The following is a 12,142-nucleotide window of genomic DNA, read 5'->3' on the forward strand; positions in this document are numbered from 1 at the left end:
GCGCGGCTTCCCCCTTAATCGCCCCCCCCCGCGGGCGCGCCCCCGGGTTTGGGGGTGCGCCGCTCCGTCGCCATCTGGGCTGCACTGGGGATTTTCGTTGTGACGGCGACTTTGGCCGTCTTTGCTTGCCTCGCGCCGCATCTGGGTGCGTGGCAAGCAGTTCCGTTGACGCTCGCCGTGTGGGCGTGGCTCGCGCTTTGCGCGCTCCGGTACGAGCGCACGCGGCCCGTTGCGCTGAAAATCGGGCCGGACGGCCTGTCCGTCTGGGGCCGCACCGGCGCGTTGCTGGCGCAAGGCCGCATTGCCGGTTGTTCGCAGTGGAGCGGCCGCTTGCTGATTCTGGCGCTGATGCCGGAACAGGGGCGCTCGCGCACTTTGCTGCTTGCCGCCGACGCACTCCCGGCCCCCATCTTCCGGGAACTGGCCGTGCTGGGCCGGCGTGGCGCCGGCGCCTGACTGTAACGACTGTAACCGCTGTTACCGGCGTAACGTGCCCAGATGACGGGAACGCTACAATGGTGCCCCGCCATGCGCCCTATAGTTAACGGATTTATCAGGTGAGCGAAAAAGAAATTGATCAGGTGCTGGTCGAGCGCGTCCAGAAGGGCGACAAGGCCGCGTTCGAGCTTCTGGTCTCCAAATACCACCGCAAGATTCTCCGGCTGATCTCGCGCCTCGTGCGGGACCCCGCCGAAGTGGAAGACGTGGCTCAGGACGCCTTTATCAAGGCGTATCGGGCATTGCCGCAGTTTCGCGGCGAATCGGCCTTTTATACGTGGTTGTACCGGATTGCCGTCAACACGGCAAAGAACTACCTTGCGACCCAAGGGCGGCGCGCGCCGACCTCGACCGAAGCAGATGCTGAAGAAGCTGAAACTTTCTCGGACGCGGACCAACTAAGGGATATCAACACGCCTGAGTCGATGTTGATGAGCAAGCAGATCGCTGAGACGGTCAATGCTGCGATGGCGGTTTTACCGGAAGAGTTGCGCACCGCCATTACTCTTCGTGAAATTGAAGGTTTGAGCTACGAGGAAATCGCTGAGATGATGGGTTGCCCAATTGGCACAGTCAGATCACGAATTTTCCGCGCTCGCGAAGCCATTGCGGCAAAATTGCGTCCGTTGCTTGACACACCTGAAGGCAAGCGCTGGTAAACCACCAGCCTGCCGAACGGAGCGCGGGTGCAATATCTGGATTAGTGGTGTCACTACGGGGTATTTGTAAGATGGGGAGCATCATGGGGTCGGTCTCGATGCAATCGCAAGCCAGCTCGCGCGGCGAGCGTCTGTCCGCTTTTGTCGACGGTGAGCTGTTCGGCGAAGAGCATCTGAATCTGGATACGTTTATTTCCGGGCTGAATGGCGAGGATCGCACCGCCTGGTCGAGCTATCACCTGATCGGCGACGCGTTGCGTTCCGACGATCTGGCGGTCAGCCCGGCGGCGAGTAGTGCATTCCTGAACGGTTTTGCCGCGCGTTTCGACAACGAGCCGCACGTGCTGGCGCCTGCCGCCATGCCGGTCGCGCGTCGTTTGCTGGCGCTGCGCCGCCGTGTCGTGCCGGCCTTTGCCGTCGCAGCCGCCGCCGCCACGCTGACGTGGATCGTCGTGCCGCAACTGCAAGGCGTGCCGGGCGGTCCGGGCACGGCGCAACTCGCGTCGGTCCAGTCGCATGGCGACGCGCTGCAACGTGTGGCCATGGCTTCGGTGCCGGCGGCTACGGTCCAGCCGGCCGTGCAGGACGCCAACATCATTCGTGACGCCAGTCTCGACCAGTATCTGGAAGCTCACCAGCAATTCGCGCAGCAACCGGTCATGCCGGGCTCGATGCCGCTGATTCGCGCTGCCGCAGTCTCTACGCAAGGCCAATAGTTTGATGCAGACTCCGCGGTTGAATAAAACGACTATCTGGGGGCGGCTGCCGGCATTTCTTTTCTGCGCAGCCGTATTGTTGTCCGCTACACCGCGGGTCTTTGCCCAAACCGACGATCCGCTCGTCGCCCGTCGCACGGCTGCGGATCTGCTCGATCGCATCCATCAGGCCGCGCAACAACAAAATTACGAGGGCGCGTTCGTCTACCAGCGCGGCAATTACGTTCAGACTTCGCGGATCGCGCACTATGCGACCCGCTCGGACGGCGAATTCGAGCAACTCGAAAGCCTCGACGGCAAGCCGCGCAAAATGCTGCGTCATAACGAAGAGCTCTACACGTTCGTGCCGGAGCGGCATCTGTGCGTCGTCGAGAAGCGTCAGAACAAAGATTCGTTCCCCGCGCTGCTGGCCGTGAGTGGCGAGCAGGTGCTGTCGGTTTACGAGCCCAAGCTGCTCGGCGACGACCGCGTCGCGGGCGTCGACAGCCAGGTGATCGAACTCGATCCGAAAGACGCGTATCGCTTTGCCTACAAGCTGTGGGCGGACAAGAAGACTGGCCTCCTGCTGCGTGCCCAAACGCTCGACCCGAATGGCCAGGTGCTCGAGCAACTGTCCTTTTCGCAAATTCGCATCGGCGTGCCGGTCGACAAGGCCGGCATCGTCAGCGGTATTCGTAATACCGCGGGTTGGACAGTGGTGCGTCCGCCCGTCGAGCCGGTCGACATGGCCGCGCAAGGCTGGCAGATCACGCCGACGGTGCCGGGCTTCCGTAAGATTCGTGAACTGCGCCGGCCCATGGCCGCGCGCGATCCGGGCCAGCCGACTATTCCGGTGGACCAGGCGGTGTTCTCCGATGGCCTTGCGGCCATTTCGGTGTTCGTCGAACCGGTCGAGAACAACACGCGCAAGGAAGGCGCGGGAAGCAGCGGCGCCACGCACGTGCTCGTCAAGCGTCGCGGCGACTTCTGGATTACTCTGCTTGGTGAAGTGCCCCAGACCACATTACAGCAATTTGCGTCTGCCATAGAATACAAGGCTCCGAAGTAATCCTCCGAATCCTGAATCCCTCGGCTTGCTACGATATGACGACTTTCTCGGTGCGCAAATTCCTCGCGGCCGCGGTGGTAGCGGCGTGTTTGCCGCTCGTGCCGCATATGGCGTCGGCGGCTCCTGCCGCCAATCTGCCCGACTTCACTGATCTGGTCGACAAGGTCGGCCCGGCGGTCGTCAACATTCGCACGACTACACGCGTCTCGAACAGCGGTGCTCGCGGCGGCCTGCCGCCAGGTATGGACGACGGCGACATGTCGGAATTTTTCCGGCGCTTCTTCGGCATTCCGTTGCCGCAGTCGCCGCAATCGCCGGGTTCGCCAGGCACGCCGCGCGGCGGTGACAACGGCGGCAGTGGCGGCAGCCAGGACACGCCGGATAACAGCGACGCCGAGCAGAACAGCGGCGTCGGCTCGGGCTTCATCCTGTCGGCGGACGGCTACGTGATGACCAACGCGCACGTCGTCGACGACGCGGACACCATTTATGTCACGCTCACCGACAAGCGCGAATTCAAGGCGAAGCTGATCGGCGTGGACGATCGGACCGATGTCGCCGTCGTGAAGATCAGTGCCGCGAATCTGCCAACCATCACGATCGGCGACTCGAACAAGGTGCGCGTGGGCGAGTGGGTGGTCGCGATCGGCTCGCCATTCGGTCTCGAGAACACGGTGACGGCGGGCATAGTCAGCGCGAAGGGGCGCGATACGGGCGACTATCTGCCGTTCATTCAGACCGACGTGGCTGTCAATCCTGGCAATTCGGGCGGTCCGCTGATCAACATGCAGGGCGAGGTGATCGGCATCAACTCGCAGATCTATAGCCGCACCGGCGGTTTCATGGGCATCTCGTTCGCGATTCCGATCGACGAGGCCATGCGCGTGGCCGATCAGTTGAAGGCGTCGGGCAAGGTCGTGCGCGGCCGGATTGCGGTGGCGATCGGCGAAGTGACCAAAGACGTGGCCGACTCGCTCGGCCTGCCGAAGGCGCAGGGCGCGCTGGTCAGCAGCGTCGAACCGGGCGGCCCGGCGGACAAAGCCGGCGTGCAGCCGGGCGACATCATCCTGAAGTTCAACGGCCATTCGGTCGATACGGCAACGGATCTGCCGCGCATGGTCGGCGACACGAAGCCGGGCACCAAGTCGACGATCACGATCTGGCGCAAGGGCCAGACGCGCGATCTGCCGGTGACGATCGCCGAGATGCAGCCGGATAAATCGGCGAAGGCGGATCAGAAGAAGCCGCAGCCGCCGAAGCAGCGCGCCACGAACGCGCTGGGTGTGGCCGTCAGCGATATCCCTGCTGATCAGCTGAAGGCGCTGAAACTGCGCAACGGCGTGCAGATCGACGCCGCGGACGGTCCCGCAGCACGCGTCGGCCTGCAAAAGGGCGACATCATTCTGCGAGTGGGCGATACGGACATCACTAGCGCGAAGCAGTTCGACGAGGTGAGCTCGCACCTCGATCCGCAAAAGATGGTCGCGCTGCTGGTTCGCCGCGGCGAGAACACGCAGTTCGTGCCGGTCCGCCCGCGCAGCGTCCAGAAATGACGAAGGCGGCGCCGCTCACGCTTTACGGGCGCGCGTGGTGCCACCTTTGCGACGACATGCGTGCCGCGCTCGAGCCCTTGCTGGCCGAATTCGGCGCGCGGGTCGAATTGATCGACGTCGACACCGATCCGTTGCTGGAAGCCCGTTACAACGAACTGGTGCCGGTTCTGGTCTGCGAAGGCGTTGAACTGTGTCACTATCACCTCGACGAAGCGCGGGTTCGTGCCGCGCTCGCCACACGGGTTGCGGCGACGCCCTGAGCTTGGCTCAAGGGTTCGAACACAGCGCCAACGCCGCGCCGTTCACACCACGTTTCACGCCTCTCCTGAGCCGTCTTTTCCGCCCGAGCTTCGCAAGATGCGCCGGGCGATAGCCTTTTCGGCTAAAATAGATAGGTTTTTCACCTACTTACAAGGCGTGCTCCGCTATTGTCCGAGCGCGCCTTTTTTGCTTGATCGGCACTGAATGGATCATATTCGTAACTTCTCGATCATTGCGCACATCGACCATGGCAAGTCGACGCTCGCCGATCGCATCATCCAGATTTGCGGCGGCCTGTCCGACCGCGAGATGGAATCTCAAGTGCTCGATTCGATGGATCTCGAACGCGAGCGCGGCATCACGATCAAGGCACAAACCGCCGCACTGACATACAAGGCCCGTGACGGGCAAGTCTACAACCTGAACATGATCGACACGCCGGGCCACGTCGACTTCTCGTACGAAGTCAGCCGCTCGCTGTCCGCATGCGAAGGCGCGCTGCTGGTCGTCGACGCGAGCCAGGGCGTGGAAGCGCAAACCGTCGCCAACTGCTACACGGCGATCGAACTCGGCGTCGACGTGATTCCGGTGCTCAACAAGATCGATCTGCCGGCGGCAAATCCTGAAAACGCAATCGCCGAAATCGAAGACGTGATCGGCATCGACGCAACCGACGCCACGCATTGCAGCGCGAAGACCGGCCTCGGCGTCGAAGACGTGCTGGAAGCGCTGATCGCCAAAGTGCCGCCGCCCAAGGGCGATCCGGAAGCGCCGTTGCAGGCGCTGATCATCGACTCGTGGTTCGACAACTACGTCGGCGTCGTGATGCTGGTGCGCATCGTCAACGGCACGCTGCGTCCCAAGGACAAGATCCGCATGATGGCGACCGGCGCGCAGTATCCGGTCGAGCACGTCGGCGTGTTCACGCCGAAGTCGAAGAATCTCGAATCGCTGTCGGCCGGGCAGGTGGGCTTCATCATCGCCGGCATCAAGGAACTGGCCGCGGCGAAGGTGGGCGACACCGTCACGCTGGTGAACCGTCCGGCGCCCGAACCGCTGCCGGGTTTCAAGGAAGTGAAGCCGCAGGTGTTCGCCGGTCTCTATCCGGTCGAAGCGAACCAGTACGACGCGCTGCGCGATTCGCTGGAAAAGCTGAAGCTGAACGACGCCTCGCTGATGTACGAGCCGGAAGTGTCGCAAGCACTTGGTTTCGGTTTCCGCTGCGGCTTCCTCGGGCTGCTGCACATGGAGATCGTGCAGGAACGTCTCGAGCGCGAGTTCGACATGGACCTGATCACCACGGCGCCGACCGTGGTGTACGAAGTCCTGCAACGCGACGGCACGACCATCATGGTCGAGAATCCGGCCAAGATGCCGGAGCCGTCGAAGATCGAAGAAGTGCGCGAACCGATCGTCACCGTGAATCTGTACATGCCGCAAGACTACGTCGGCTCGGTGATCACGCTGTGTACGCAAAAGCGCGGCACGCAGATCAACATGCAGTATCACGGCCGTCAGGTGCAGTTGACCTACGAAATCCCGATGGGCGAAGTCGTGCTCGATTTCTTCGACCGTCTGAAGTCGATTTCGCGCGGCTATGCGTCGATGGATTACGAGTTCAAGGAATACCGCGCGGCCGACGTCGTGAAGGTCGACATGCTGATCAACGGCGACAAGGTCGACGCGCTGTCGGTCATCGTGCACCGTTCGCAAAGCCAGTATCGCGGCCGCGAAGTGGCGTCGAAAATGCGTGAACTCATTCCGCGTCAAATGTACGACGTCGCGATTCAGGCCACCATCGGCGCGAACATTATCGCGCGCGAGAACATTAAAGCGTTGCGTAAGAACGTGCTGGCAAAATGCTACGGCGGCGACATTTCTCGTAAGAAGAAGCTGCTGGAAAAGCAAAAGGCAGGCAAGAAGCGAATGAAGCAGGTGGGATCGGTCGAGATTCCGCAAGAGGCTTTCCTCGCGATCCTGCGTGTCGAAGACAAATAAGACGAACAACGGAACCCTATGAATTTTGCGCTGATTCTTTTTGTGCTCGTCATTTTGACGGGCGTCGCATGGGTCGCAGACAAACTGGTTTTCATGCCGCAACGGCGCCGCGCGGCGGAAGCCGCGGTCGCCGAGTTCGACCGCCAGCAGGCACGCATCGGCGAGCGTTTCGCCGACGAAAACGCGGCGCAAACGCGCGCGCGTCTGCGTGACGACAAGCTGCGTCAACCGTGGTGGCTCGAGTATTCAGCGAGCTTTTTCCCGGTGATTCTGGTGGTGTTCGTGGTGCGCTCGTTCGTGGTCGAGCCGTTCAAGATTCCTTCGGGTTCGATGGTGCCGACGCTGCTGGTGGGCGACTTCATCCTCGTGAATAAATTCGACTACGGCATCCGTCTGCCGATCACCAACACGAAGATCACCGAAGGCCGTCCGCTCCAACGCGGCGACGTGGTGGTGTTCCGCTACCCGAAAGACGAATCGGTCGACTACATCAAGCGCGTGATCGGCCTGCCGGGCGACACCGTTGCGTATCAGGACAAGCAGCTCACGATCAACGGCAAGCCGGTGCCGGAAACGCCGCTGCCCGATTACCTCGACGACGAACGCATGGGTTACGCGAAGCAGTTCGAAGAAGATATCGACGGCCGCAAGAACGCGATTCTGAACAATTCGGCCGTGCCGCCGTTCATCGTCGGCGCCGAAGATTATCCGTATCGCGATAACTGCACGTACAACGCACGCGGCGTGATCTGCAAGGTGCCGCCGGGCAACTACTTCATGATGGGCGACAACCGCGATAACAGCGCGGATAGCCGTTACTGGGGCTTCGCGCCGGACAAGAATGTCGTGGGCCGCGCGTTTTTTATCTGGATGAACTTCAGCAATCTGAAACGCATCGGCTCATTCAACTGAGTTCGTGTGCGTCGATTGCACGACACGCCGCGCGGTTGGCCTTCGCCAGGTCACGTGAGCCGCGGCGTGTTATCAAGCTACTTTAAGATCCCGCGGTAACGTCGCTTCACCACGCTTTTTCCGCTGGCCGTCCCGCGTTTTCGCCGGGTCTGGCGCCCGCGTTATACTCTGCCCATGCCCCTATCTCCGTTGGAAAGCCGTCTGCGCTACGAATTTCGCAATGCGGAATTGTTGCGCCAGGCTTTAACGCACCGCAGTCATAGCTCCACGCATAACGAACGGCTCGAGTTTCTCGGCGATTCCGTTCTGAATTGCGCGGTGGCTGCGCTTTTGTTCCAACGTTTCGGCAAACTGGACGAGGGCGACCTGTCGCGCGTCCGCGCCAATCTGGTCAAACAGCAGTCGCTTTACGAAATCGCTCAGGCCCTCAATATCTCCGAAGGCCTGCGGCTGGGGGAAGGCGAGTTGCGCAGCGGCGGCTTCCGCCGCCCCTCGATCCTCGCTGACACGCTCGAAGCGGTGCTGGGCGCAGTGTTCCTCGACGGCGGCTTCGAAGCCGCTCAGACGGTCATCAAGCGCCTTTACGTGCCCATTCTGGATCACATCGACCCACGCACGCTCGGCAAGGACGCCAAGACGCTGCTGCAGGAGTATCTGCAAGGCCACAAGATCGCTCTGCCGACCTACACGGTCGTCGCCACGCATGGTGCGGCGCACAATCAACAATTCGAAGTCGAATGCACGGTGCCGAAACTGGACGTGAAAGTCTCCGGTTCCGGCGCGAGCCGTCGTGCGGCGGAGCAGGCGGCGGCCAAGAAAGCGCTCGACGAAGTGATGGCCGCGGCGCCTGCCGTGGTAGCCAAGCCCAAGCGCTCGAAAGGCGCTCGCGCGGCGAAGAACGCCGAGCCGGAAATCGTGCCCGGCGTGACCGGTGTGCAGGCCGCGCTGGATTTGCGCAGCCCGGATCGCAAGAACGAGCGCGGAGCGGGGCGCGGTGAGTCCCGCGCCGCCGCCGCGGCGGAACCGGTAGCCGAACGCACCCCGCTGACAGCCACCGCCGCGCCGTTGGCGGTGATTCGCGCCGCGCACGTGGAGTACAGCGGACAGGACAAAACCGAGCGCGCCGAGAAGGCAGAGAAGACGGCCGCTCACGTGGGCGACAAGTCCGCTGACAAAGCCGCAGCGGAGAAAGCCGCCGAAAAGTTCGACACCAAGGCCGCGGATGCGAAACCCGCCGAAGCCAAGTCCGCCGAAGCCAAACCAGAAGCCAAGCCGGAAGCCGCTGCGGTCCGCAGCGTCGACAAACACCGCAGCCGCGAAGCCACACCCGGTCCCGCCGTGCCCGTGCCAAGCGCAGCAGCGGCACCGACCGAACACGAACCCGGCGTAGCCGACGCGGTGCAAACGCGCGTCGCCGACGCGGGCCATTGATTGCCATCGGCGCGCCATTCCCGCGCGTCGATCTGAAACTTGCCGTAGCCCGAATATGAACGCTCCCACTCCCACTGGTTTTCGCTGCGGCATGGTCGCGATCGTCGGCCGCCCCAACGTCGGCAAGTCCACGCTGATGAACGCGCTGGTCGGCCAGAAAGTCAGTATCACGTCGCGCAAGGCGCAGACCACGCGCCATCGCATCACGGGCATTCATACGCTCGAAGACGCGCAATACATTTTCGTTGACACGCCGGGTTTCCAGACCAAGCACAGCGGCGCACTGAACCGTTCGCTCAATCGCGCGGTCACGTCCACGCTGACTTCGGTCGATGCGATCCTGTTCGTAATCGAAGCTGGCCGTTTCGGCCCGGACGACCAGAAGGTGCTCGACCTGATCCCGCCGTCGGTGCCCACGCTGCTGATCGCGAACAAGCTGGACCGCGTGTCGGATAAGGATTCGCTGTTCCCGTTCATGCAGCAGGTCAGCGCGCTGCACGAGTTCGCCGAGATCGTGCCGCTGTCGGCGAAGAATTCCGACGACATCAAACGTCTGATGGCGACCGTCAAGCCGTTCCTGCCGGAAGGCGCGCCGATCTACGGCGACGACGACCTGACCGATCGCAGCGAGCGCTTCCTCGCGGCGGAAATCCTGCGCGAGAAAGTGTTCCGCTGGACTGGCGACGAACTGCCCTACACGAGCACCGTGCTGATCGACAAGTTCGAAACCGAAGGGCGCCTGCGCCGCATTTTCGCGACCATCATGGTCGACCGCGACACGCACAAGGCGATGATCATCGGCCAGAAGGGCGCCAAGCTGAAGCAGATCAGCACCGAAGCGCGCCTCGACATGGAAAAGCTGTTCGACGGTCCGGTGTATCTGGAAACCTTCATCAAGGTGAAGAGCGGCTGGGCCGACAATGAAGCCGGGCTCCGTGCGTATGGGTACGAATGACGCGTGGATGACGCTGAATTCCGACGCTGACCCGGACGATTCGGAGCCGGCAGTGCCGGCACGTGAGCCGTCCAAACCCGCTCGTAGCACCCGAAAGTCCTCGACTAAAAGCGCCCAGGGCGCCGAAGGCGAACCACGTAAAGCGCCGCCTCGCCGCGCTCCGCGCACCTCCGCGTCCGACTACCGGATCGCGGAGCAACCCGCCTTCGTTCTCCATAGCTATCCGTATCGCGAGACCAGTCTGATCATCGACGTGCTCTCGCGCGATCATGGCCGCCTCGCGCTTGTCGCGAAGGGCGCGAAGCGTCCGCACTCCGCGCTGCGCGGCGTGTTGCAGACGTTTCAGCCGCTCGCGCTGTCGTGGTCGGGCAAATCCGAAGTGCGCACGCTGACCGGCGCCGAATGGGTCGGCGGCATGTTGCCGCTGGCCGGCGACGCGCTGCTGTGCGGCTTCTACGTCAACGAACTGCTGGTCAAGTTCTGCGCGCGCGAAGATCCGCATCCGCAACTGTTCCATCACTACGTCGTCACGATGACGCGTCTCGCGCACGATGAGCCGCCCGTGCAGGTGCTGCGTTCGTTCGAGCGCGTGCTGCTGCGCGAAACCGGCTACGCGATGGCGCTGGATCGCACCGTCGCGCGCAAAGCGGTGCTGGCCGAAGGCCGCTACGTGTTCGACCCGGAGCGCGGCGTGCGCGAAGCCTCCGACGATCTGCCCGCGCAATGGCCGGTAATCGCAGGGCAAACCTTGCTCGACATGGAACAGGACGATTACCATCGAGCGCAGACCGTGGCGCAAAGCAAAACGCTGATGCGCTTTCTGCTCAACACTTACCTTGGCGGCACGCCGCTCGCGACGCGCCAGATCCTGATCGACTTGCAGAACTTATGAGCTTCTTTCTTACGTCGCCGAATGTGATTGACCTGGGCGTGAACATCGATCACGTCGCCACGCTGCGCAACGCGCGCGGCACGTCCTATCCCGATCCGATCCGCGCCGCGCTGATGGCCGAAGAGGCCGGCGCCGATGTCATCACCCTGCATCTGCGTGAAGACCGCCGCCATATCGTCGACGCCGACGTGCACAAGCTGCGCCCGCTCCTGAAGACGCGCATGAATCTCGAATGCGCGGTCACCCAGGAGATGCTCGACATCGCGTGTGAAGTCCAGCCGCACGACGTCTGCCTCGTGCCGGAAAAGCGTCAGGAGCTGACGACGGAAGGCGGCCTCGATGTCGCCGGCCAGTTCGAAGCGGTGCGTGCCGCATGCAAGCAGCTCGCCGACGCGAACTCGCGCGTGTCGCTCTTCATCGATCCGGACGAAACGCAGATTCGTGCCGCGCACGAAGCGGGCGCGCCGGTGATCGAACTGCACACCGGACGTTACGCCGAAGCCCACGATCCCGCCGAACAGGAGCGCGAATTCGAGCGCGTGGTTCGTGCCGTCGAATTCGGCGCGACACTCGGCATCAAGGTGAATGCGGGCCACGGCCTGCACTACACGAACGTGCAGCAGATCGCGGCGATCGAGGGCATCGACGAACTGAATATCGGCCACGCGATCGTCGCGCATGCGATCTTCGCCGGCTGGGACAACGCGGTGCGCGAGATGAAGGCGATCATGGTCGCCGCGCGTCTCGGCGCGCGCGCCTGATGCGACCCGACACGGCAGCCCGCGCATGACGATCTACGGCATCGGTACGGACATTGTTCAGGTGAGTCGCGTGGCCGCGGTCATGACGCGCACCAACGGCCGCTTCGCCGAAAAGGTGCTCGGCGCGGACGAACTGCGCGTCTATCACGCGCGGCAGGCGCGCTCAGCCGCGCGCGGGCTCGCATTTCTCGCCACGCGGTTCTCGGCGAAAGAAGCATTCTCGAAAGCGATCGGCCTCGGCATGCATTGGCCGATGACCTGGCGCGCGCTGCAAACGCTCAACAAGCCGAGCGGCGAGCCCATGGTGGTTGCGTCCGGTGAATTGGCCGAATGGCTCGACGCGCGCGGCATCACGGCGCGCGTCACGATCAGCGACGAGCGCGATTACGCGGTGTCGTTCGTGATTGCGGAAACGACGCAAGCAGGTACGCCCGACAGCGTCGCCGAATAAAAAATAC

13 protein-coding genes are annotated in these 12,142 nt (G+C 62.8%); all 13 read left to right on the plus strand.

All coding sequences use genetic code 11. The features are described 5' to 3' along the window. The first annotated feature begins 72 nt into the window (after positions 1-72). The 13 genes from P0D73_RS38785 (at position 73) to acpS (ending at position 12,135) form a co-directional block, all read left to right on the plus strand. Positions 73-456: a hypothetical protein gene (locus tag P0D73_RS38785; protein ID WP_408435371.1), complete on the plus strand. Its 384-nt coding sequence runs from the start codon at positions 73-75 to the stop codon at positions 454-456. 101 nt (positions 457-557) lie between these two features. After that, positions 558-1,157 carry an RNA polymerase sigma factor RpoE gene (rpoE, locus tag P0D73_RS38790; protein WP_006051939.1) on the plus strand — a complete coding sequence of 200 codons (600 nt, stop codon included), beginning with the start codon at positions 558-560 and terminating at the stop codon, positions 1,155-1,157. 83 nt (positions 1,158-1,240) lie between these two features. Then, positions 1,241-1,873, plus strand: a complete 633-nt coding sequence (locus tag P0D73_RS38795; protein WP_408181691.1) for a sigma-E factor negative regulatory protein — start codon at positions 1,241-1,243, stop codon at positions 1,871-1,873. Between the two features lie 4 nt (positions 1,874-1,877). Then, positions 1,878-2,921 (plus strand): MucB/RseB C-terminal domain-containing protein, encoded by a 1,044-nt coding sequence (locus P0D73_RS38800; protein ID WP_132373576.1) that lies wholly within the window; start codon positions 1,878-1,880, stop codon positions 2,919-2,921. A gap of 35 nt (positions 2,922-2,956) precedes the next feature. Then, positions 2,957-4,474: a DegQ family serine endoprotease gene (locus P0D73_RS38805; protein ID WP_408181694.1), complete on the plus strand. Its 1,518-nt coding sequence runs from the start codon at positions 2,957-2,959 to the stop codon at positions 4,472-4,474. After that, on the plus strand, positions 4,471-4,734 hold the full coding sequence (locus P0D73_RS38810) for a glutaredoxin family protein (protein WP_408181696.1): 264 nt from the start codon (positions 4,471-4,473) through the stop codon (positions 4,732-4,734). Before P0D73_RS38805 ends, P0D73_RS38810 begins: the two co-directional genes overlap by 4 nt. Positions 4,735-4,939: 205 nt before the next feature. Further along, entirely contained in the window at positions 4,940-6,733 is a 1,794-nt protein-coding gene (lepA, locus tag P0D73_RS38815) for a translation elongation factor 4 (protein ID WP_132373579.1), read from the plus strand. An 18-nt stretch (positions 6,734-6,751) separates the two neighbouring features. Continuing rightward, positions 6,752-7,645 carry a signal peptidase I gene (gene lepB, locus P0D73_RS38820; RefSeq protein ID WP_408291718.1) on the plus strand — a complete coding sequence of 298 codons (894 nt, stop codon included), beginning with the start codon at positions 6,752-6,754 and terminating at the stop codon, positions 7,643-7,645. A 174-nt stretch (positions 7,646-7,819) separates the two neighbouring features. Beyond that, on the plus strand, positions 7,820-9,076 hold the full coding sequence (rnc, locus tag P0D73_RS38825; protein WP_408291716.1) for a ribonuclease III: 1,257 nt from the start codon (positions 7,820-7,822) through the stop codon (positions 9,074-9,076). A 55-nt stretch (positions 9,077-9,131) separates the two neighbouring features. After that, the gene (era, locus tag P0D73_RS38830; RefSeq protein WP_408291714.1) at positions 9,132-10,031 is read left to right on the plus strand and encodes a GTPase Era; all 900 of its coding nucleotides are present in this window, start codon (positions 9,132-9,134) and stop codon (positions 10,029-10,031) included. Next, positions 10,018-10,923, plus strand: a complete 906-nt coding sequence (gene recO, locus P0D73_RS38835) for a DNA repair protein RecO (RefSeq protein WP_408181701.1) — start codon at positions 10,018-10,020, stop codon at positions 10,921-10,923. The genes era and recO overlap by 14 nt, the downstream gene beginning before the upstream one ends. Next, positions 10,920-11,684, plus strand: coding sequence for a pyridoxine 5'-phosphate synthase (gene pdxJ, locus P0D73_RS38840; protein WP_408181702.1), 765 nt, complete (start codon positions 10,920-10,922; stop codon positions 11,682-11,684). Before recO ends, pdxJ begins: the two co-directional genes overlap by 4 nt. Positions 11,685-11,709: 25 nt before the next feature. Further along, positions 11,710-12,135 (plus strand): holo-ACP synthase, encoded by a 426-nt coding sequence (gene acpS / locus P0D73_RS38845; protein WP_408181703.1) that lies wholly within the window; start codon positions 11,710-11,712, stop codon positions 12,133-12,135. Positions 12,136-12,142 lie beyond the last annotated feature (7 nt).

The sequence above is a fragment of the Paraburkholderia sp. RL18-101-BIB-B genome (assembly GCF_046026985.1).
Classification (GTDB): Bacteria; Pseudomonadota; Gammaproteobacteria; order Burkholderiales; family Burkholderiaceae; genus Paraburkholderia.

What these genes read in the sequence shown, in the direction of transcription:
- P0D73_RS38795 (WP_408181691.1), top strand. Translation starts at nt 1,241, where the DNA reads ATGGGGTCGGTCTCGATGCAATCGCAAGCCAGCTCGCGCGGCGAGCGT.
- P0D73_RS38800 (WP_132373576.1), top strand. Translation starts at nt 1,878, where the DNA reads ATGCAGACTCCGCGGTTGAATAAAACGACTATCTGGGGGCGGCTGCCG.
- P0D73_RS38805 (WP_408181694.1), top strand. Translation starts at nt 2,957, where the DNA reads ATGACGACTTTCTCGGTGCGCAAATTCCTCGCGGCCGCGGTGGTAGCG.
- P0D73_RS38810 (WP_408181696.1), top strand. Translation starts at nt 4,471, where the DNA reads ATGACGAAGGCGGCGCCGCTCACGCTTTACGGGCGCGCGTGGTGCCAC.
- lepA (WP_132373579.1), top strand. Translation starts at nt 4,940, where the DNA reads ATGGATCATATTCGTAACTTCTCGATCATTGCGCACATCGACCATGGC.
- lepB (WP_408291718.1), top strand. Translation starts at nt 6,752, where the DNA reads ATGAATTTTGCGCTGATTCTTTTTGTGCTCGTCATTTTGACGGGCGTC.
- rnc (WP_408291716.1), top strand. Translation starts at nt 7,820, where the DNA reads ATGCCCCTATCTCCGTTGGAAAGCCGTCTGCGCTACGAATTTCGCAAT.
- era (WP_408291714.1), top strand. Translation starts at nt 9,132, where the DNA reads ATGAACGCTCCCACTCCCACTGGTTTTCGCTGCGGCATGGTCGCGATC.
- recO (WP_408181701.1), top strand. Translation starts at nt 10,018, where the DNA reads ATGGGTACGAATGACGCGTGGATGACGCTGAATTCCGACGCTGACCCG.
- pdxJ (WP_408181702.1), top strand. Translation starts at nt 10,920, where the DNA reads ATGAGCTTCTTTCTTACGTCGCCGAATGTGATTGACCTGGGCGTGAAC.
- acpS (WP_408181703.1), top strand. Translation starts at nt 11,710, where the DNA reads ATGACGATCTACGGCATCGGTACGGACATTGTTCAGGTGAGTCGCGTG.